A 20,957-nucleotide genomic window follows, 5' to 3' on the forward strand; every position below is an offset into this window, starting at 1 on the left:
GTACCATCACCGTGTGCCCAAGGGGACGCTGGGCGCGAAATTTCTTTCAATCCGCCTGGTTCAGTCCAACGAGCGCGGATGGCCGGAGGCGCCGATGGCAGGCATCGCTCCCTTGACGCCCACCTTGGCCTGGTCCAGACCCAGAGCCTTGAGCAGGCCTGAGCGGTAGTCCATGCCTGCTTGGGACAGGTCGCTCAGATCCCAGTAATTGCCGTTGATGCGCACCGTGGGCGTGGTCATCTGCCCCTTGTTGGCCCCGGTGGGGTTCCAGAGCTCCTTGCGCAGGGGAGTATAGGTATCCATGGCCTTGATCCAAGCGCGGTAGTGCCCCTTGACCGCCTGGTCGGCCACTTGGGGATCGACCCCGGCCTTGATGGCCTGCTGGCGGATCTTGTCGTTGCTGATGGGGTGGTAGTCAGACTCATCCGGCTGGAAGTCCTTGGCGTAGAGATTGGCGATGAAAGGCAGCAGATGGCCGGGATCGTGCTGGGCCACATAGATGGTGGCCGTGCCCGTCCTGGTCGAATAGTTGTCGGTGGAGAGCCGGTCCATGAAGCTCATGGGGTAGATGACCAGGTTGATTTGCCCGGCATCCACCAAACCGGTCAGGGTGGAGTCCAGCCCTCGATGCAGGGCGCCGCAGCCTGGGCACATGAAGTCCATGTAGATCTCCACGGTCGGAGCCTTGGCCACGGGTTTGCCGAGCCCTTGGGAGCTGATCAGGAAGCCGCCCTGGTCATTGGCGGCCGAGGGCTTCTCCTTGACCCGTGCTACGGCCTGACGGGCCTGTTCCAGGTCCTGCGTCTTGACCGGACGATGGCTGCGCCAGTAAATGAATCCGCCCAGGGCGATCAGAGCGATGATCGCCACCGTGACGATGACTCCGATCATGGTCTGCTGTCGGCGCTCCTTGGCCTCTTGGAGCCGTCGGGCCTCTTCCTGGGCCTTGAGCGCGGCCTGACGGTTCTGCTTGCCCTTGGACATGACCCGGATCCTTTCCTCGGCATACTGAGCATAGTGTAGCCGCCAGGGGTGGAGCGTGACCTTAGGCGCGCAGGAGGCGAATGGGGGACCAGTCCATGGAGGGCTGGATGATCAGCCCGGCCACGAGAACCGCCACGATCAGCAGCCAGAGCAAGAGCAGGATCCATCTGCGGCGGGGGTTGCCTGGCGTTTCGGGGTCCTGGCCTCCCAGGGGGATGCGGCCTGCAGCCAGACGCAGGGCCGTGTTGCCGCTGTCGGCTTTAGGGGCTGAGCGGTTCTTTGTCGGCAGGGTCGTCAACAGCCATCCGACCAGTGTCGCCAAGGCCATAGCCAGTCCGCCCGCGGACAGAGGTCTGGCCGCAGGCAGAGGAAAGGTCAGCAGATGTCCGCCCGGGGTCAGGCCTGCATGAACAGTGGTGAGTATGCCCGCCCAGGTCAGCGGCAGGATGACCAGAACCTGTACGAAGATCATGCCCGACAGGCGCAGCAGGGCGGCCGCCAGGCCCTTGAGCAGGTGCCAGGGGAGGGCGGCTGCGTTCAGCAGACGGTCGGTGCCTCGCCGAGGGCCATCACGACGCAGTTCGCGTTCGATCTGGGCTCTGATGCTCCATCCTGCGGCGCTGAGGGCCCAGATGAGGATTCCGGCGGCCGCCAGAGCCGAGACCGGGGTCAGTGCTGTCAGCAGGGCAGGAAGTATTCCCAGCATGATCAGACAGGGGGTTCCGGCCTTCAGATAGCGCAGGCGCCGCATCCGGGCGGGGGGTTGGTCTTCCAGCCAGCGGGCGTTCGCCTCGTCGTGGTATCCGCTGGGGAGGGGCTGTGCCGGTGGCAGCGGGTCCTGGACGGTGGTGGCTTGAAGATCTTGGCGGTCGGCTAGGGGCTGATGGTCCTGCCAGGTCTGCGTCTGCTCCTCGGCTGCGGGAAGAGGATTCAAGAGGCTGGTGGGCTGCTCCGAATCGGACAGGAGTGTCGTCTGTTCAACGGTTTCGCTGTCTGCCGGGAGTTGTGACCAGGCTGTCCGTGGACTGTCGGGATCAGACTGAGCGGTTGGCGGCATGGGCATGGTGGCTGGCTCGACGATCATGGTGGGGGCGGCCTGTCCCTCACCCTCCGAAGAGCCGCCGCCAAAAGGGCGCATCGTCTCCTGATGTTCCTTGTTTGGCTTCCTGTCGGTCTGCTGACTGTCCACATCCTGGTCGTCCTGCCCATACTGCCAGGCTTCCGGGTCCATGGCATCCTGGCTGATGGCTTCCAAGAGCTCCTCGGGCGTGCAGCGCGCCGCCCGGTTGGGCGAGAGGGCCGATCGCAGGGCTTTCATGGTGCCTATGGGCAGCCCGGACAGGTCGGCATTGCCTGAGGCTTCGCGCTCCAGCACTGCCATCATGGGTTTGGTGCCGAATACAGCCCGTCCGGTGGCTGCGTAGGCCAAAACGGCCGCCGCGCTCCACCAGTCGGTTCCCTGATCAGCCTCAGCTCCGTCGATGATCTCAGGAGCGATGAAGCCGGGCGTCCCCATGACCAACCCGGTCCGGGTCACGTGGCTCTGCCCCTGGCCCATGGCGATGCCGAAGTCCACCAGCACCGGTCCAGAGACCGAAATCATGACGTTGGTGGGCTTGATATCCCGGTGGACGATGCCTGCCTGGTGGACGGCTGCGACCGCATCGGTCAGCTTACGTGTCAGCCGTTCCAGGTCGTCACCCCGGTAAGGGCCATTGACAGCAACGTCGTCGCGCAGATTGCGCCCTTCAATCAATTCGGTCACGATGAAAGCCAAGGCATCATCAAGTTCCATATCCACGATCCGGCAGACGCCTGGATGGCGGATCCGTTGCAGGGCCAGAGCCTCGCGTCGCAGGCGCTCGCGGGCCGAGGCGCGATCACGTTCTTCGAGGTTGTCTGGTGAGTCCTGGTCGTCTTCCGCCAGGGATTCCCGCAGGATCTTCATGGCGTAGTCCTGGCCCCCGCCATCACGGGCACGCCAGACGGAACCCATGGCGCCGCCGCCCAGGGGCTCGATCAGGGTGTAGCCCCCGACCAGCCGGCCAGGCTTCAGGTCCAATCCCTCAAGATCGCTCATAGCTCCATTGTGCCCCGCCTGGTTGAAAAGGACCCGATTATTGTCCCCTGCCGTTTCGTCACATCTTCAATTGCCTGAGGTGCCTCTACCGCCGAAGGCATAATGCGTAAACTGGCATCGATACAATATTATCGGCGGGAAAACAGGCAAAACAACAGAAAGAATGGGCTTTATGCAAGCTTCGCGTTTTGAAAAGGGATCTGAGGCCTTGGCAGCCATCGACGGCAAGGGAGGTCAGGCCGTCATTGACTCCCTGCAGGATATAGCGCCGGACCTTGGCCGCTGGATAGTCGAATTCGCTTTCGGCGACATATACACCCGGAAAGGACTGGATCTTCAGCAGCGTGAGCTGGTCACGATAGGCAGTCTGGTCACGCAGGGGGATACGGCTCCACAGTTGGCTGTCCATATACAGGGAGCCTTGAATGTCGGGCTGAGCAAGGATGCCGTGGTCGAAGCCATACTCCAATGTGCCCCCTACGTGGGTTTCCCGAGGGTCATTAACGCGATCAATGTGGCCAGGACGGTCTTCGAGCGCGATTCCGAAGATCAGGACAAGCCTAAGGACTGAGTCCTCAAGGTTCTTGTGTGTTCGTTGAAACCGCGAAACCATAGGATTTCCACCGATCTCGGCAAACCCGGTCATAGGCAACGGCACACATGGCTGATTCAGGTTTTGGTGTATAGTAGGCACTGGCTCAAGGGAGAGTTTCTCTTAACCGCACAATAGAAAACCGTCGCATGGCCATGCCGATGTCGGTGTTGACCCGGGACGGAAACCACAGTGAACATCAACCCCTTCACTACGGATCGTTCGGCACGTACCTGCCGATGAAAGGATGAACAATGGCAGAAGTGGTATTCGACCACGTCACTCGTATCTACCCGGGCAACGATGAGCCCTCGGTCAGTGACCTCAGTCTGGACATTAAAGACGGTGAATTCCTTGTCCTGGTAGGGCCTTCCGGCTGCGGAAAGTCCACCACCCTGCGCATGCTGGCCGGTCTGGAAGAGGTCAACAAGGGCCGCATCATGATTGGCGACAAGGACGTGACGACCATGCAGCCCAAGGACCGCGATATCGCCATGGTCTTCCAGAACTACGCTCTTTACCCCCATATGACCGTGGCCGACAACATGGGCTTCGCCCTGAAGATCGCCGGCACCCCCAAGGATGAGATCCGCCAGCGGGTGGAGAAGGCCGCAGAGGTGCTGGATCTGACCGAGTACCTGGACCGCAAGCCCAAGGCTCTGTCCGGTGGTCAGCGTCAGCGTGTGGCCATGGGCCGCGCCATCGTGCGGCAGCCCAAGGTCTTCCTGATGGATGAGCCTCTGTCCAATCTGGACGCCAAGCTGCGTGTCCAGACCCGTACCCAGATCGCCGCTCTGCAGCGTCAGCTCAACGTCACCACCCTGTACGTGACCCACGATCAGACCGAGGCTCTGACCATGGGCGACAGGATCGCCGTCATCAAGCTGGGCGTCCTGCAGCAGGTGGGTGCGCCTACCGAGCTCTATGACCGGCCGGAGAACGTCTTCGTGGCCGGCTTCATCGGCTCGCCCTCCATGAACATCAACATCCACCCCGTGGTCAACGGCCAGGCCAAGATCGGCGAGGACACCATCAGCCTGCCGCGCGAGGCCGTCGACAAGCTGACCCCCGACGATCAGGGCAAGATCGTGGTGGGCTTCCGTCCCGAGGATGCTTCTTTGGCTGGCGCTGACGAGCCCGATGCTTTCTCATTGAAGGTGGCGAACGTGGAGGACCTGGGTTCCGACGGTTACATCTACGGCAACATTCTGACCGACAACAGCGTGGCTGAGCAGGCCATCGTCATGTCCGACCAGAACAAGCTGACTACCATCCGCGTCAACCCGCGCGACCTGCCCAAGGTGGGCGACGTGGTCAAGATCCACATCGATCCTGCCAAGATGCACCTGTTCTCCCCGGCCACCGAGCTGCGGCTGAACTGAGCCCTCCTGCGACCCTGCGGTTCGGTCATGGTTTTCCGCCGGCCCGCAGGGTCCGTATGAATTGTCGATATCATTTCATTTCCTTTCCTTTCCTTGTTAACCGGGTGACCAGGAGTCCCGCGCGGCGCATCCGTGCGGGGCTCTTCCCGTATAGGATGGGCGGCGATGGGATGGAGAAGCATGACTAGCGTGAACATCAACCGGGCAACGGCCTCATCTCTGGATCCCCGTGCCCTGAAAGCCACCTCGATAAAAACCACGGCCGATCCCTCTTCCGAGCAGGAGCCGGCTGCCCTGCACATCACGGCCACCAGCTCCAATCCCAGGATGTTCACACTGCCTTGGGAGCGGCCTTTGGCCACCTGGCCCCGGGATCTGCTGGCCAACCTTCCCAGAGGCATATCCCGGCACGTGGTCCGCTTCGTGCACGTGGGCGACGATGTCTACGCCATGAAGGAGATCACCCAGCGGGTGGCCGAGCGTGAGTATGAGCTCCTGCGTAAGTTGCAGAAATTGGAACTTCCTACTGTCAATCCGATCGCTGTTGTCACCGGTCGGCATACTCGCGAGGGTGAGCCTCTGGAGGCCATGTTGGTTACCCAGCACCTCAAGTTCTCGCTGCCCTACCGCGCCTTATTCGCCCGCAATCTGCGTCCGGACACGGCTGAGCGTTTGATTGATGCCTTGGCGGTCCTCTTGGTGAGGCTGCACCTGGCTGGTTTCTACTGGGGAGATGTCTCCCTGTCCAACGTGCTCTTTTTGCGTGACGCCGATGCCTTCTCGGCCTTTCTGGTCGATGCTGAAACCGGCGATCTGCATCCCAGCCTGACCGACGGACAGCGCGAGTATGACATCGACCTGGCCAGAACCAACATCATCGGCGAACTTATGGATCTGGATTCCGGCAACCTGCTGGCCGGCGAGGTGGACGAGGTCGGCGTAGGCAACCGGCTAGTGGACCGCTATCACTCCCTGTGGAGCGCCCTGACGGACGTGGACAGCTTCGATCCGGATGAGATGTGGAAGATCGAGCGCCGCGTCAACCGGCTCAACGATCTGGGCTTTGACGTGGACGAGCTGGAGATGAAGACCGAGGAGGACGGCAACCGGGTGCTGGTGCGCCCAAGGGTGGTCGATGCCGGCTACGCCTCCCGTAAGCTGCTGAGGCTGACCGGTCTGGATGTGCAGGAGAACCAGGCCCGGCGGCTGCTCAACGATCTGGATGCCTACCGGGCATCCACCTGGCGGCAGGGTGAGGACCTGGAGATTGTGGCCACCGACTGGATGCGCGAAGTCTTCGAGCCCACCGTGCGCATGATTCCGCCGGAATACCGCTCACAAATCGAACCGGCCCAGTTCTTCCATGAGGTGCTGACCCACCGCTGGCTGATGGCCGAGAAGGCTGGTCATGACGTGCCCATGGCCGAGGCCGTACAGAGCTACATCAGCGAATCCCTGCCCGAGTACCGTTTGGACTCCGAGGACATGAGAACCATCAACGAAGAGGCTGATGCCGGGGTGGTCGATGACGAGATGAACTGGCAGGGCACTCATGCCCAGGCTGGTCAGGATGGGCAAGCCCTCCATGATAGGACCGGCAAGGATGCAGATGGCCGTGAGGCGGGAAGCCAAGACGTGAACAACAGTGATGTGAACATCCAGACCAAGGCTGGAGGCCAGACCGGAGCAGACACTCAGATGGATCGTGACCGAATGCGCGAGGAGGTGCCGTCGCAGCCATCCTTTGAGGATACCAATGGCGGCCGAAGCTCGCTGAGATCGGTCTACGCCCCCGGCAGCCTGGATGCGGCTGCCGACCAGGACGATCAGGATGACGCGGTCTGGGCCTCCAGTTGATTTTTCGATTTTTGCATGACAAGGGTCTGCTGCATGCTGGCAGATGTACACTGGCTGTTGCCGCTTGGTCTGACCGCGTTTAGATTTTCGATGCCTGCCTAGAGGATTATTCGGCTCGGCTGGCGGAACGGCGGCGTGCCATGGCTACGGCGTAGAGGCTGATGCCGGCCGCCACCGAGGCGTTCAGGGATTCCACCGAGCTGGAGATGGGGATCGAGGCCAGAGCATCACAGTTCTCGCGGACCAGACGGCTCAGCCCCTTGCCCTCGGATCCCAGGACTACCACCAGAGGATCAGCCTCGAAGCCGGTCTCGCCTACTATGGTGCTGCCTGCGCCGTCCAGGCCAACCGCGTAGTAGCCGCGCTCCTTGAGCCCTTGAATGGCCTTGGTCAGATTGACCACGCGGGCCACAGGCAGATGGGCGGCGGCTCCGGCAGACACCTTCCAGGCCGCAGCTGTAACCGAGGCGCTGCGACGCTCGGGCAGAACCACTCCTGAGGCCCCAAAGGCCGCGGCGGAACGGATCACGGCACCGAGATTCTGCGGATCGGTGACCCCATCCAGGGCGATGAAAAGCGGACGGGCGGCAACCTTGGTCGCCTGGTCGGCCCCTTCCAGCGCAGCCGCGTGCTTCTCGGCCCTGTCGACCAGGCTCTGCAGGGAGGCGTACTGGTAGGGCTGCACCTTGAGGACCACGCCCTGGTGGTTGCTGGACCGGGCGATGCGGTTCATCTCCAGACGGTCGGCTTCCAACAGGTTGAGCCCTTCCTGTCCTGCCAGCCGCACGATCTCCCTGGTCCTGTCGTCGTGTTCCATCCGGGCGGCCAGATAGAGCTGGCTGGCTGGGACTCCTGCACGCAGGGCTTCCAGAACTGCATTGCGGCCGATGACCAGATCATCGGAATCGGAGGTGAACCGGTCCGCCCGGCGACGGGCTGCCAGTCGTGGATCGGCCGCCTGCCTGCGCTGGGCCGCCTGACGGGCCTTGTAGGCTTTGTGGTAGACGCGATCCTCGGCCTTGGGGGTAGGCCCCCGGCCGCGCAGTTTGTTGCGGTGCTTGCCGCCCGAACCCTTGGTCGGGCCTTTCTTGTTAGCCATGTCTTCAGTGTAAAGGCAGGCGGGAACCGGTTGGCTGTCTGTCGGTCTCAACATCTGCAGGGTGAAGACACGCTGTACCTTTATCGTTCAGGCTGCGCAGACCGGCCGTGCGGGTCATCCCAGAGCGGCTACCTGATCAGGATCTGGGAACTCCATCCACTCGACCGGGGACTGTCCGCTCGATGCCGGGGTGACGGCGATGTGGGCCATGGATGACCGGCCTGAAGCCCCATGCCAGTGTCTGACGCCAGCCGGGCAGAAGACCACATCACCTGGTTCCAGTCTGCGCGGCTGATGGCCTTCCTCCTGCTCCCACCCTTGCCCGGCGGTGACGATCAGGAGCTGGCCATGCGGGTGGGTGTGCCAACGGTTGACGCATTCGGGTGCGAAGGTCACATTGCTGGCTGAGCATTCCGCGTCCGGATCGGTCAGGGAGTGCAGCCAGACATGGCCGGTGAAGTTGGGTCCGTCTGCCGAATCTCCCAATGGATAGGGCCCTGAATCCGGCTCAGTCCCGGCTTTAGATGGGGTTGCAGCGGTATCCTGGCTCTCGTCGTCGCTGTCGCCCTCACCATAGACCTCCTTGGCCAGGTCGAAAGCCGACCATGCCTTGGGCCATCCCGCATAGAAGGCCAGGTGGGTGATCAGCGCCACCATTTCAGTGCGGGTAACGCCATTGCCCTTGGCCATGGCCATATGGCTTTTCAACTGGGGGAAGAGCCCCATGCTCATCAGACCTGCGCAGGTGATCATGCTGCGGTCCCGAGCCGAAAGTTCGTCCTCGCGGGACCAGACCTGGCCGAAGAGCACATCGTCGTTGAGGTGGGCGAATTGTGGTGCGAGCCGACCGAGTTGGTCGTGGCCCGCCGTTTGTTTGATTGCCATGGGTTGATCTCCTTGCCGTCATCTTGGCCGGGTCATTCCGGCAGGTTCAGCTATACTCCTTCGAGTGCGCTCGAAGTCAAGGATGCCCAGGCTGTCTCGGAGGATCAGCGAGGTGGGCACGGCCAAGGCTCCAGGGTCCTCGGTGACGGGCGGGATGCCGGCTTTGCGCAGCCGTGCGGTCAGGGAGGACTGTTGGCGGGACTGCCTGATCTCGGGCTTGTGGCCCAGAAGGATATCCGCTGCGGCATGTCCTATGGCTCGGCGGGGGATACGAATCGTAGCGACGGCAGGCTTGACGACAGGTGCGACCATGGTGTTGTCAAACCCGATGACGCCGACCCTGTCGGGTACGGTGATTCCTTCTGATTGCAGTCCCAGAATAACTCCGGCGGCGATCAGATCATTGTAGGCGACCACAGCATCGGGTGGTTCCTGCCCCAGAGCGGCGGCAGCCTGCCTACCGCCTTGGACAGTAGGATCTACCGGACCCATTCGCCGGCATTCCAGTCCCATAGCCCGGCTGAGCGCCTGCGCGCTCTCCCAGCGGGATCGGTCGGACCAGGCTCCCACCCGGCTGGCTATGTAGACTACGGACCGTCGTCCCTGCCGCCGTAGCAGTTCCAGGGCTTGGGCCAGACCGGTGGAGGCATCGGGCAGTACGGAGGGAAGGCCCTCCATGGGGCGGTTGAGCACCACAAGAGGCAGGCGGCGTCCCAGACGGCGGGCCGTTGGCGTTCGGACCTGATCAGTGGCCAGAATGATTCCCCGGGTGTGGCCGACCAGGCGTTCCAGCAGGTCTTCCGTACGCCTCAGCTCGGATCCGGCCTCAATGATGCCGACTGCGCCTTGCTCAGGCAGAGCTTCCTGCGCACCGGCAAGAATCTGCGAGGAGATGCCGTTGGAGGCATCCTGTACCAGAAAGGTTATCAGGACCGGACCGGTCGCATCCCTGCTGGGAGGATGGTCGGGCAGCGGATAGCCCATGGATTGGGCCAGGGAGCGGATCTGGCTGGCAGTCTGCGAATTCAGCCGACCGGGATGGTTGAGCGCGCGGGAGACCGTGGACGGGGATACCCCGGCCCTTGCGGCCACATCGATCATGCGCACGCGTCGGTGCTGCTCCCGCCCCTGTGCGGGCTCCGGGGATCTCCTGGACAAGTTTGATGCTCCGTTCCTTGCCTGATGTGGTTGCACTGGCATTGTAGACGGCCTGCCTGCAGGTCGGCGCTGATGCGTCCGAAGACCTCCTCGGTCAGCGGATAGCAGCGGATGAGCAGGACAGAGATGGTGAACATGACAGCCGGTACCAGGCCTACGGCCAGTCGCATGTTGGTGCCTAGGGCCGGATCCTGCGCAACATTCATGCCCGGTCTGTAACCCAGGAAAGACAGGATGGCCGGTCCCGCCCATCCATTGATGGCCGCTCCGACCTGGCGGGTGATGCTGAGTGCGGCCATGGCGGCTCCGGCGGTGTTTCCGTTGCCGGTTCGCCACTGCTCGTACTGGACCGAATCTGCCTGCATGGCCCAGATACAGGGGGTGATGACCTGCACTCCGATGCCATTCAAGGCTATGCAGACAACAGCAGGCCAGGCGGAACGGACCAGGATGAAGGCCAGCGAGGACCCGATGACCATCAGTCCTCCCAAGGTCCAGGTGCCTCGTTTGCCTAGACGCTGTACCAGCCAGGGCGAGCAGGGGGCTACGATCACTCCGGCAAGGACACCCACCAAGGTCAGGGCAAAGGTGATCCGTCCAGTCAGCTCAGGGTTGCCGACGGTCAGAACCTCCTTGGCTACGATCGGGGCCAGCGAGGCCACCGGGTTGGTCATGAACAGTGTGGCCAGACAGACCACCAGCAGGGGCCGGTTGTCGGCCAGGAGCAGCAGATCCTCCTTCAGAGAAGTCCGGGGAGTTGCCGGTGGCAGGTAGCGCTCCCTGGTGGTCCGGGCCATGATCAGATATCCCAGAGAGCCCAGCAGGCAGCAGGCGGCTACCACCGGAAGGAAGAGGCGGGAGGGATCCATGTCGTTGACGCGCGGAGCCAGGGTAAAGGTCAGGACGACTCCGGCAGCTGCTCCGCCGAAGGTCCGGGAGGCCGCCAGGCGCTGACGGTCATCGGGGTCCCGGGTCATGGCTCCCAGCAGGGCCCCGTAGGGCACGCCGCCCAGGGCTCCGAGGAGCTGGTAAAGCAGGTATGTGGCGATGGCCCAGCCGATGCGCACCGGCATGGGGGCACCTGCCGGGATGGTGTACATCAGGGTGACGGAGATCATCATCGGCAGGCCGAAGACGACCACCAGCCGTCGCAGACCGCCTTCTCGGTCTTTGGCGCGGCCGTCGGTGATTCTTCCGGCGACCAGGTAGACCAGGGCCTGGAAGAGGTGGGCTCCCAGGAAGATGTTGGCCACCAGCATGGGGTCCATGCCCAAGTGGAGGTAATAGGTGGTCAAAAAAAGGTTGGTCATCTGCCAGCCGATGTTGTTGGCGGCATCGCCCAGGCCGTAGCCCAGAATGGCGGACTTGGGCAGGGACTCAGCGCTCATGGTCGCCCTCGGTGATGAGGCAGGGAAGGGACGCCGGGGATTCCGGTCCGGATCCTGCCGCGTTGATGGCGCTGACGCTGACTGTGTACTTGCCGGGTTCCAGATCATCGAGGGTCAGAATGGTCTGTTTTGCGGCCAACCGCAGCCTCGTACTCTGTCCACGGGCCATTTCGCGCAGGGTGACCAGATAGGCCTGTAGCGTGATGCCTCCGTCGCTCGGGGGCGACCAGCGTGCCTGCATGGTTTTGCCGGAAGAGGTCAGCGTGGGCTTGGCCGGGCGTCCGGGTGCCTGCCCCAGGATCAAGGGATCGTCCTGGAATGAGGGGGGCGAGACTCGACCGTCCTCGGTGGTGAAGGCTGCCATGACGCGATAGATGCCTGGCGGAACCTGCCGGAAACTGTGGGTCTGCCTGTCGGCGGGCAGCCAGGCGGTCGGCTCGGGCTCATGGTCGCCGGTCGGTTTCAGGGTCAGCTCGCACCCTGAAAACCCACGCGGAACATGGTCAACGGTCAGATTGACGGTCATGGTTGCCAGATCGATGCTGGCCTTGGGGTCGCCGGGCCGGGGCAGCCTCGGATCAGTCCTTCCGGCTTTGGGAGGACCCATATGCAGCCCAAGCGGGTCCGCAGGTTCGCCGATGCCCGTGGAGTTGCCCTCCTGCAGGATCATGCGCCAGGAGCCGAAGGGGATTCCGCGCAGGTCGGCCCGTCCTTGTGGCCGGTCCAGGGAGAATGTCATGGCCCTGCCTTTCTGGTTATGCAGAAGGACCCTGGCGGTGCTGGGCGCGTCGGCCTGGTGCCGGATTGGTCCGTGCTGCCAGGTCAGGCGCAGACGGTGTCCGTGAGGCTGGGCATCGATGCTCTTGGGGGCTGCAGGTATGGCTGGCAGGCGATGGCGTGCGAAGGCCATGATCTGGCTCAGCTGCAAGGCGTATCGTCCCCCCTGATAAGGGTTGGCGCGCAGCCGGGTTGCCTTGATTTTGATGAACCGGATATTGCTCATTGGGGCGAAATCGAAGGCCTGCGGCCGCCCGTCCGCCGGCAGAGGATAGTTGTGGCGGCTGCAGACCTGAGTCCAGCTATGGCCGTCTGATGAAAGGCTGATGGAGAAGTCCAGCGGAAAGCCCTGACCCCGGTTAGGGTCGGTCGATCTGCTGCCGGTCGCGTACTCCACCACGCCGAAGGAATCGGTGACTGGCCGCTGGCCGGATTGGCCCGAATCCCCGGACGGATCGCGGCCCCGGGGCGCCAGAACCACCTGGGACAAGGTGGCTGCCTGTCGCATCTCCAGGAGAATCCACTCCGGGCGGTTTCGATTGCTGATGCTGCTGGACCAGCCGAATCGGTCGTAGGCGGCTCCGAGACGGCCGTCGACCAAGGCGGCCCTTGTCCATCCTGGCAGATCAACCTGGGAGGAGACCTGAACCCTGGCCCCTGCGGCAAGATCGGCCTGGGCCTGTCGGGGAGGCCGCCTCCCAGCGGTGAAAGTGACCGTCACCGTGGCAGTCTCCTGCAGCGCACCTCGAAAGAGCACGCGGGCCCGGTAGACATGCCCAGGTTCCAGGCCGGAGGGATTGACGGTGTAGTAGATATCCTGCTCGTGGCGCAGGTTCCCGTTCATGCTTTCCAGGCTGAAGGCGCCTTCGGCGTCTTCCAGGACCTGGGCGCTCCAGCGCTCGCTCATTGCGCCGCCCTCCTGACGCAGATGGATGCAGTGCTTGACCTCCCGCGACATCCATTCCACCCGGCCTAGGTCGATGCGGGGGCGTGCGGTCCCCAGCCGAGGGGGAGCAGCATGGTCGATCCACCCCAGGAAGTTCTCCTCCCGGAAGACCTGTCGTCCCTGCTTGCGCACGCACAGGACCAAAAGGAGCCGGGCTCCCTGGCTGGCCTGATTCCTGGGCACGGTGATGGTTACGGGTACGCTCCGCCAGGATGCATGCGGGACCTGCACCCGTTGGCGTCCTCGGCCGACAATTACCCGTTTGCCTCCTGGGCAACGCTGCCAGGCGACTTGCCAGACCAGCTCAAGGTCGGTTCCCCGTCGCTCCTCGTCATTGTGGACGATGACGGTGCGTCTGCTGGTCGTTCCGCGCGGATAGATCCTGTGAGGTTGTCCCAGGCGCGGTTCACGGTCGAATTCCTTGTCGTAGGCGGCGACATCTGCAAAGGAGGCAGCTATATATCCAAAGGCTGGGCCCTCCTGCCAGGGTCCATCCTTGCCGCGCCAGGGATCGAATTGGGGGCGCAGCAGCCTTTTAGGATTGAGCCCCCTGCGAATTCGGCGCCTGTTCGGTTCCAGGCAGGCCTCGATGTTGTCGTAGATGAAGGAGGATATGCAGAAAGGCTTCCAATCGACCACTCGTGTGGTCCTTATGCCCCTGGTCACACGTCCGACCTCTCTGCCGAAGTCCGCCCGGGAGATGGTGTCCGGATCACCATTGAGCCGGCCATGGTAGATGTCGGCAATCCGTCCCCGCCCATCGTAGCGGGGGATTCCTGCAGTGGAGACCGAGAATTCCTCGCCCGCGGCCAGGGGCAGAGGCGAATCGATGTCGTAGAGGGCATAGATATCTGGAGCCGAGGTCATCCCTGAGGGATATCCGCCGTAATAGTGACGGGAATCCTCGTCGGTTATGGGGGCATTGAAGCCGTCGTTGACCACTGGCCGGGTGCCGTCCTGCTCATGCACGGCCGCTTGCAGGGCTGGGATGAGCAGGTCGCCATCCCTGGGATTCCACGCCTCGTTGGTGGTGGACCAGAGGACGATGCTGGGGTGGTTCCGATAGGCCCGCACCCATCGCTGCGTCCACTCGGCATAGTAGCCGATGGCTTCAGGGCCGTAGCTCATGTGGAAGGGCGGATCCAGTTGAATGTCGGCTGGAGAGCCGGGATTCCAGAAGGCCGTCTCTTCCTCAAGGAGCATTCCGGTCTCGTCGGCGCGGTCGGCCAGGGCTTGCGAGGGGATCGAGCGGATGTGGTTGCGCAGGATGTTGAAGTTGGCATGTCGATAAGCATCCACCCAGGTCCTGGTCATGTCCTGGCCGGATTGGTTGTCGTCAAGGATCAGCCCATAGGCGTCGCCGGCCTCATTGATCAGGTCGCGGCTGCCCTGGTTGAGCAGGCAGAGGGAGTCGCCACGCAACCGGATAGGGATGCCGTTGAGCAGGTACCGGTCTCCCTGACGCTGGAATTGCCGGAATCCGAATCGCTCCTGGGAACGGTCGACCACATGGCCGCCAACGTCGAGAACAGCCTGCATGACATACAGGAAGGGGTCGGCACGGGACCAGTAGTGTGCGTCTGGCCAGGCCATCTGCAGGCGGACAACCTCGGAGGATCGGGGGTTCAGCGCGCAGGACACCGGGTTGAAGGCCAGCACGGTCCGGCCCTTGGGCATCGAAGGCTTCCAGGGGTGGACCTCGGCCCTGAATCGCAGATCGCACGGGCGCTCGCTGGTGTTGACCAGCGTCGCGTTGAGCTCCAGCCGGTCGTTGGAAGGGTCGGCGTCGCCGCACAGATCGGGGATGATCTGCAGATCTTCGATACGGACTGTGGGTTTGCTGCTGAGCCAAACGTCGCCGCCCAGCCCCAGCCGTCCGACGATGTTCTCAGTGCCGAAGGGGAAGAGCAGCCGATCGGGTCCTTCTGTAGAGGTCAAGGCATCGGCGGGAAGGGATTTGACGCTCCAGATTTCGATCCTTATCTGGTTGCGTCCAGCATGAACCGCCCTGGTGACATCCAGATCGTAGGGCAGAAGCGTCATCAGATAGCCCTTGGTGGATGATGGTCCCACCGGGATTGCGTTGACGGACACCTTGCCCAGGGTGGCCAGGGCATCCAGGTGCAGGATAATGTCTTCGCTCGGGTCGAGGGCGCCCAGGAAGAATTCCCTGAGGTAGACGCCGTGGTGCAGATCCCGGCCCCAGGAGTCTGGATAGCCGGTGGTCTCCGGCAGGCTGTCCCACCAGGTGGGCACCATGACAGGATATTCCCGGCTTCCGTCGTCAGGGCGGAAGTTCCAGATGCCGTTGAGATTGAGTTTCACGCCGCCTCGCCTCGCTGCCTGCTGATGTCGGTTCCAGACCGGCCATCATGGCCGGTCAACAGGCAGGGTACATCGTATTAAGGCATTGCCATTTATTGCCAATCTGGACCCGAGCAGTGGAGGCGTCCAGAATCTGCTTCAAGCATGGCGGCTGAAGGCAGGCTTCTGGCTTGGGCATTCTGGGGTGGTCGGCGAATACGCGGGCGCAAGCATGCAAACGCCAGGTTTTACGAGCCAGGCCTGGGGCTGATCAGTCCGAGACGTCGGCCTTGTAGAAGTTGACGTAGGAACGGGAGGGGGTGGGCCCGCGCTGACCCTGGTAGTGGGAGCCGTTGTGCTTGGATCCATAGGGATACTGGGCGGGTGAGGAGAGTTGGAAGAAGCACATCTGGCCGATCTTCATGCCTGGCCAGAGCTTGACCGGCAGGGTGCTCACGTTGGACAGCTCCAGGGTGATGTGACCCTCAAAGCCGGGATCGACGAATCCGGCGGTGGAATGGGTCAGAATGCCCAGACGGCCCAGGGAGCTCTTGCCTTCCAGCCGCGCAGCCAGCGTCGAGTCCAGCTTGACATACTCCCAGGTGGATCCCAGCACGAACTCGCCAGGGTGCAGGATCCAGGGCTCGTCTTTGGGCACTTCGAACTGCTCGGTCAATGCACCCTGGTCCTCTGCGGGATCCACATAGGTGTACTGATGGTTGTTGAAGACTCGGAAGTAGCGGTCCAAGCGTACATCCACGCTGGAGGGCTGGACCATGGCCGGAGTCCACGGATCCAAATTCAGGTGTCCTGCCTGGTGGGCATCCAGGATGTCATGATCGCTGAGCAGCATGCCTAGGTATCTCCTTCAGAGTCGTTGGCGGCAGGTCTCTCGGCAGGCGGAAGACCATCCGCAATCCAGTCTAACCGGTCCTGTGCCCGCCGCCTGATCCTGCTGAATTCACAGAGAATTTTCAGATAACGCTATCGTCCTCATAAGGTAAGCGTTCTTTACTATAAGTGTCGGCACAAAAACCGAACGGGCGGTTGACCTCCGTCCGACAACTGATTTCCCTTTCTTCTCTCTCGCCCGGCGGTGTTCACGCACCGTCGGGTTCTCTTTGTTCTGGAGTGGATACCGGTCTGCTGATGTTTCTTTGAAACCGCTTGCCGCCAGTGGCTGGATTTGCGTTCGTTAATGCTATGACAGGGCAGTCAGGCGCCTGCAAGCCCATCAGTCGTTCGATGCTTGGCCAAACCGGGTTCAGCTCCCTTGAACTGCTCCCTGTCTTAGATTCAAGATCCAGGGCCGACGGATCTTGAAGATGGAAGCGAAATTCCGTGCAGCCGTATTCCCTGGTCCCTCTACTCGGGCATCTCCATAGGTTGTGCTCCGATCCATGGCCTGAACCATAGGCAAGGCATTGAAGGCAGGGGCTGAAAATATGGAAGAACCCCCGTCAGTTATGGCTATGGCGGGGGCTCTCCACCGGGGGAGGGGGCGGTCTTATCGCTTTCGGCGGCTGAGGGAAGAGGGGGACTACACATTGCCGAAAGCTGTCCGAACTCCGCTTCCTCCCCGGTTCGAGCGGCCGGATGCCGGGCCTGGGCCTAGCTCATCCCCAAAACCGGGAAGAGCGGACCAGACCATGCGGTCATCCGACCAAGTATGTGTCAGTCACATCAGCCTTGCTCCTGGGGAGCCTTGGCTGACATGGCCTTGTGAAAAACGGCCACGATGATCAGGGCAAGCAGGGCGGCCAGCGCCATGACCCAGAACATGTTGGCCACCTGGGCCTGGATGCCGGTCTTGACGCCTGCCAAAGCGTGCGACCCGAATTGGGGATTGGCCATGAGCCCGCTGTATACAGCCATGCCGATGGAGGCCGAGGTGTTCATCATCAGATCCCCGATGCCGATGCCGCGTCCGTTCTGGTCCACCGGCAGGGTGGCCGAGAAGGAGTCGTAGAGAGGCGTGTAGGACATGGTGATGCCGGCGATGAAGACCGAGGCCAAGGCGGTCAGGACCCAGAAGCCCGAGGTGAGCATCAGGGCCGAACCGGCCGCTCCGGCGATCATGAGCACGGCTGACAGGATCAGCATGGGCAGGCGTCCCATGGCGTTCATGATGGCTCCGGACAGGCAGCCCACCAGAGTGGCCACGACGTAGACGATGGTCAGACAGAGGGAGACCTGGCTCAGGGAGATCCCGTAGATTCGGTCGCCAATCACGTTGTAGATGGGCACGCAGGCGAAGTTGAAGAAGTAGAAGACGAAGAGGGCCAGCAGGACAGCCATGTAGGCGCCATTGGTCACGAATCCGCGGCTCAGGAAGGGGTTGGCGCCCTTCCAGACATAACCAGCGAAGATCAGGATCAGGATGGCCAGCACCCCTAGCATCCAAGTGGCCGGGAAGGAGAAGTAGACGGCTACGAATCCGGCTATCAGCGCGAACAAGGCGATGCCGAAGACATCGATGCGCTCGCCCTTGATGCCGGTGTCCGGCGTGTACTTGAGCACCGGGGGGATCAAAAGGATGGAGACCAGCGGCACCAGGAAGAGGTAGCGCCAATCGATGGAGGTGATCAGTCCGCCAGCGAAGATGCCCACGGCAGAGGATGCGTAGTAGACGGCATTGAAGATGCCTAGGTAGAAGGCGCGCTCCTTATCGCTCAGGTACTTCATGGCCATAACCAGAAAGACCGACCCGGCCACCTGACCGCCTGCGGTCTGGATCATGCGGGCCAGGACCACAGCCCAGAAATTCGATGCGCCGAAGAAGCCCAGCAGGCTGCCGATGATCAGGGCGCCCACTCCGAACAGGGTCATCTTCCGGGGGGAGATGTAGTCGCAGAGGGTTCCGTAGAGCATGCAGACCACGCCCAGGACGATGCCGGGCAGGGTGCTGATCAGCGAGGCGTTGGCGGGCATCCCCAGGGAGTCGCCCACATTCTGGAAGACCAGGTTGAAGGCCTGGATCATCAGGGTACCCAGCAGGAAGATGGCCAGCAGCGCCGGCAGGGCCCGCTTGGTGCTGCGGCGGTTCTCGTCCATGGCTGCTTCGGTAGCCCCGGTGGTGATGGATTCGCTCATGACTGCCGTCCTTCTATCGTTCGCTCTCGGTCTTGCGCACCAGGGTCAGAAGCCTGTCCATGAAGCGCCGGGTGAACCGCTCGGTGTCGACCGACAGGGCCACCTTGGTGTTCTTGACCGGGTCCAGAAGCCTGCTGGGATCGCCGATGGTACGGGCCCGCTGCGGCCCCTCGGTCTCGACCATCAGGTTGGTGGCGAAGGTGGTGACCAGGCTGGGATCGATGGCTACGGCAGCTGCCAGGGGGTCGTGCAGGTTGCAGCCGCCCAGGTAGACCCCGCTCTCCTTTTCGCTGATGCCGATGTAGTAGTCGGTCATGTCTGCCAGGAAGCGCCCGGCGCTGGTGCCTGTGGCGCGCAGGGCCTCGGTATCCTCGCGGCTCATCAGAGCCTGGGTAGTCACGTCCAGGCCGACCATGGTGATGTCTGCGGTAGTGGCGAAGACCCGGTTGGCGGCTTCGGGATCCTGGTTGATATTGGCTTCTGCGAAGGGTCCTACGTTGCCCGGCTGGGTCAGGGTGCCGCCCATCATGACAATGCTGATGCGGTCAACGATGTCGGGTGCCTTTTCCAGGGCTGTCGCGATGGTGGTCAGAGCCCCGGTAGGCACTACGACCAGCTCGCCCTTGGGGTAACGGCGGACCGAGTCGATGATGAAGTCCACTGAGCTCTGTTGGCTGGCCCGCCGGTCGGTCTGTGCGGGGATTTCGATGTTGCCGGTGCCGTTGGCCCCGTGGAAGATCTCGGAGTCCGGCGGAACGCTGAAGGAATCGGCGGTGCTGGGATGATCGATCCCCCTGAAGACCGGGATGTCCTCCCTGCCGTACATGGCCAGCAGCCGCAGATCGTTGTCGACGCCCCGGTCGAGCACTACGTTGCCATAGGTGCCGGTGATTCCGATCAGTTCGGCATCCGGGGAGCCCAGAACGTAGGACAGAGCCAGTGTGTCATCGATGCCCGTGTCCAGATCCAGGATGATCTTGCGGACGGTTCCCTTGCTTGCTGACACGTTGGTCTCCTTCCCAGAAGAATGGGCTGCCCCAACCTTCTGTTACCTATGTCGTGCCTTCCCTGGGCTGATTCGTTACTGCCGTGAAACAAACAACCTGTCTGATGTAACGTTTCATCAAACTGTACGGAGCTAAAATACCTGCGGCTTGGAGCCTTGTCAAAGTGCGTCGTGGGGTGTTCGCCGTCAGGGCAGACACATATGAATCCATCAGTGATGTCCGCAGCTGCGGATCGTCGGCCGTTTTCCTCGCAACCGACGATAATGAGGGTATGACTCTAGCGACTCCGGAACGGTATACGGCGATGCTCGATGCGGCCAGACGGGGGTCCTACGCCTATCCCGCCATCAATGTGACCAGTACGCAGACCCTGAACGCGGCCCTGCAGGGGCTGGACGAAGCGCAGTCCGACGGGATCATCCAGGTCTCCGTGGGAGGTGCTGCCTATTTGTCCGGACAGCGCTTGGCCGACCGAGTGGCTGGTTCCATCGCCTTTGCCAGATTCGCCCATGAGGTGATCGCCCGCTATCCGAGCATCACTGTGGCCCTGCATACGGACCACTGCGCCCCGCAATACCTGGACGAGTGGGTGCGGCCCCTGCTGGCTTACGAGAAGGACCAGGTGGCCCACGGTCAGGATCCGCTCTTCCAGTCCCATATGTGGGACGGTTCTGGCCTGCCCCTGGGTGAGAATTTGGCCACGGCGGCAGAGCTGCTGGAGTTGTCCTGTGCCGCCCGCACCATGCTGGAGATCGAAGTGGGCACAGTCGGCGGCGAGGAGGACGGCCACTCGGCTGCTATCGATAATCGGCTCTATTCCTCGCCCGATGACGGTCCCAAGGTGGTTGACGCTCTGGGGCTGGGCGAGCGCGGCCGCTACATGGTGGCCTTTACCTTCGGCAACGTGCACGGATCCTACAAGCCCGGTGTAGTCAAGTTGAGGCCCGACCTGCTGGGGCAGATCCAGGCCAGGACCGCCAGAGCCATATCGGATGGGGAGGTTGGCGGCGTCCCCGCCCCGGACGCTCCTGCCGACAAGCCCTTCCTCTTGGTCTTCCACGGGGGTTCCGGTTCGCAGCCGGAGGAGATCGCCTTGGCAGTCGCTCATGGCGTGGTCAAGATGAACGTGGATACCGACACACAGTACGCCTTCACCAGGGCTGCGGCCGGGCACATGTTCGTCAACTATGACAAGGTCCTCAAGGTTGACGGGGAGGTCGGTGACAAGAGCGAGTATGACCCTCGTTCCTGGGGACGCCAGGCTGAGGACGGGATGGCGGCGCGCGTAGTCGAGGCCTGCCAGCAGCTGGGCAGCGCAGGGCGGGCCATGAGATGAAACGGCATAGGCGATCCAACTCACGCCCGCCCAGACAGGGAATGCACAAGACTGCTGCTTGGGGATTTC

Annotated in this window: 14 protein-coding genes; 4 read left to right on the plus strand and 10 right to left on the minus strand. The window is 62.5% G+C overall.

The genetic code is table 11. From position 1 onward, the window contains the following. Positions 1-60: 60 nt before the first annotated feature. Complete coding sequence (locus ACGG9J_RS04945; protein WP_390134159.1) at positions 61-984, minus strand: DsbA family protein; 924 nt, start codon at positions 982-984, stop codon at positions 61-63. Between the two features lie 61 nt (positions 985-1,045). Next, positions 1,046-3,064, minus strand: coding sequence for a serine/threonine-protein kinase (locus ACGG9J_RS04950; RefSeq protein ID WP_390134161.1), 2,019 nt, complete (start codon positions 3,062-3,064; stop codon positions 1,046-1,048). 172 nt (positions 3,065-3,236) lie between these two features. Between ACGG9J_RS04950 and ACGG9J_RS04955 the strand changes: the two genes are divergently transcribed. From ACGG9J_RS04955 to ACGG9J_RS04965, 3 genes are all read left to right on the plus strand, one after another. Beyond that, on the plus strand, positions 3,237-3,635 hold the full coding sequence (locus ACGG9J_RS04955) for a carboxymuconolactone decarboxylase family protein (RefSeq protein ID WP_390134163.1): 399 nt from the start codon (positions 3,237-3,239) through the stop codon (positions 3,633-3,635). A gap of 275 nt (positions 3,636-3,910) precedes the next feature. Beyond that, positions 3,911-5,038 carry an ABC transporter ATP-binding protein gene (locus ACGG9J_RS04960; protein WP_390134166.1) on the plus strand — a complete coding sequence of 376 codons (1,128 nt, stop codon included), beginning with the start codon at positions 3,911-3,913 and terminating at the stop codon, positions 5,036-5,038. Positions 5,039-5,218: 180 nt separating this feature from the next. Then, complete coding sequence (locus ACGG9J_RS04965) at positions 5,219-6,895, plus strand: DUF4032 domain-containing protein (protein ID WP_390134168.1); 1,677 nt, start codon at positions 5,219-5,221, stop codon at positions 6,893-6,895. A gap of 106 nt (positions 6,896-7,001) precedes the next feature. On the opposite strand, the gene rlmB is transcribed toward ACGG9J_RS04965, so the two are convergent. From rlmB to ACGG9J_RS05005, 8 genes are all read right to left on the minus strand, one after another. Next, positions 7,002-7,994: a 23S rRNA (guanosine(2251)-2'-O)-methyltransferase RlmB gene (rlmB, locus tag ACGG9J_RS04970; RefSeq protein ID WP_390134169.1), complete on the minus strand. Its 993-nt coding sequence runs from the start codon at positions 7,992-7,994 to the stop codon at positions 7,002-7,004. Positions 7,995-8,108: 114 nt separating this feature from the next. Continuing rightward, positions 8,109-8,879: a carboxymuconolactone decarboxylase family protein gene (locus ACGG9J_RS04975; protein ID WP_390134171.1), complete on the minus strand. Its 771-nt coding sequence runs from the start codon at positions 8,877-8,879 to the stop codon at positions 8,109-8,111. 18 nt (positions 8,880-8,897) lie between these two features. Then, positions 8,898-9,980 (minus strand): LacI family DNA-binding transcriptional regulator, encoded by a 1,083-nt coding sequence (locus tag ACGG9J_RS04980; protein WP_390135317.1) that lies wholly within the window; start codon positions 9,978-9,980, stop codon positions 8,898-8,900. Then, positions 9,977-11,425 carry an MFS transporter gene (locus ACGG9J_RS04985; RefSeq protein ID WP_390134174.1) on the minus strand — a complete coding sequence of 483 codons (1,449 nt, stop codon included), beginning with the start codon at positions 11,423-11,425 and terminating at the stop codon, positions 9,977-9,979. The genes ACGG9J_RS04980 and ACGG9J_RS04985 overlap by 4 nt, the downstream gene beginning before the upstream one ends. Next, complete coding sequence (locus ACGG9J_RS04990; RefSeq protein ID WP_390134176.1) at positions 11,415-15,473, minus strand: fibronectin type III domain-containing protein; 4,059 nt, start codon at positions 15,471-15,473, stop codon at positions 11,415-11,417. Before ACGG9J_RS04990 ends, ACGG9J_RS04985 begins: the two co-directional genes overlap by 11 nt. A gap of 250 nt (positions 15,474-15,723) precedes the next feature. Next, positions 15,724-16,305 carry a dCTP deaminase gene (dcd, locus tag ACGG9J_RS04995; protein ID WP_024627087.1) on the minus strand — a complete coding sequence of 194 codons (582 nt, stop codon included), beginning with the start codon at positions 16,303-16,305 and terminating at the stop codon, positions 15,724-15,726. 830 nt (positions 16,306-17,135) lie between these two features. Next, on the minus strand, positions 17,136-18,545 hold the full coding sequence (locus ACGG9J_RS05000; protein ID WP_390134180.1) for an MFS transporter: 1,410 nt from the start codon (positions 18,543-18,545) through the stop codon (positions 17,136-17,138). Positions 18,546-18,558: 13 nt separating this feature from the next. Beyond that, positions 18,559-19,551 (minus strand): nucleoside hydrolase, encoded by a 993-nt coding sequence (locus tag ACGG9J_RS05005; RefSeq protein WP_390134182.1) that lies wholly within the window; start codon positions 19,549-19,551, stop codon positions 18,559-18,561. A gap of 272 nt (positions 19,552-19,823) precedes the next feature. On the opposite strand from ACGG9J_RS05005, the gene fbaA reads away from it, so the two are divergent. Further along, positions 19,824-20,888 (plus strand): class II fructose-bisphosphate aldolase, encoded by a 1,065-nt coding sequence (gene fbaA / locus ACGG9J_RS05010; protein WP_390134183.1) that lies wholly within the window; start codon positions 19,824-19,826, stop codon positions 20,886-20,888. Positions 20,889-20,957: the final 69 nt, after the last annotated feature.

It is taken from the genome of Bifidobacterium apicola, from assembly GCF_042846865.1.
GTDB classification, from domain to species: domain Bacteria; phylum Actinomycetota; class Actinomycetes; order Actinomycetales; family Bifidobacteriaceae; genus Bombiscardovia; species Bombiscardovia apicola.

Bases quoted from the DNA above. Each gene is read 5' to 3' on its own strand.
- ACGG9J_RS04945 (WP_390134159.1), bottom strand. From the start codon at position 984: ATGTCCAAGGGCAAGCAGAACCGTCAGGCCGCGCTCAAGGCCCAGGAA.
- ACGG9J_RS04950 (WP_390134161.1), bottom strand. From the start codon at position 3,064: ATGAGCGATCTTGAGGGATTGGACCTGAAGCCTGGCCGGCTGGTCGGG.
- ACGG9J_RS04955 (WP_390134163.1), top strand. From the start codon at position 3,237: ATGCAAGCTTCGCGTTTTGAAAAGGGATCTGAGGCCTTGGCAGCCATC.
- ACGG9J_RS04960 (WP_390134166.1), top strand. From the start codon at position 3,911: ATGGCAGAAGTGGTATTCGACCACGTCACTCGTATCTACCCGGGCAAC.
- ACGG9J_RS04965 (WP_390134168.1), top strand. From the start codon at position 5,219: ATGACTAGCGTGAACATCAACCGGGCAACGGCCTCATCTCTGGATCCC.
- rlmB (WP_390134169.1), bottom strand. From the start codon at position 7,994: ATGGCTAACAAGAAAGGCCCGACCAAGGGTTCGGGCGGCAAGCACCGC.
- ACGG9J_RS04975 (WP_390134171.1), bottom strand. From the start codon at position 8,879: ATGGCAATCAAACAAACGGCGGGCCACGACCAACTCGGTCGGCTCGCA.
- ACGG9J_RS04980 (WP_390135317.1), bottom strand. From the start codon at position 9,980: ATGATCGATGTGGCCGCAAGGGCCGGGGTATCCCCGTCCACGGTCTCC.
- ACGG9J_RS04985 (WP_390134174.1), bottom strand. From the start codon at position 11,425: ATGAGCGCTGAGTCCCTGCCCAAGTCCGCCATTCTGGGCTACGGCCTG.
- dcd (WP_024627087.1), bottom strand. From the start codon at position 16,305: ATGCTGCTCAGCGATCATGACATCCTGGATGCCCACCAGGCAGGACAC.
- ACGG9J_RS05000 (WP_390134180.1), bottom strand. From the start codon at position 18,545: ATGAGCGAATCCATCACCACCGGGGCTACCGAAGCAGCCATGGACGAG.
- fbaA (WP_390134183.1), top strand. From the start codon at position 19,824: ATGACTCTAGCGACTCCGGAACGGTATACGGCGATGCTCGATGCGGCC.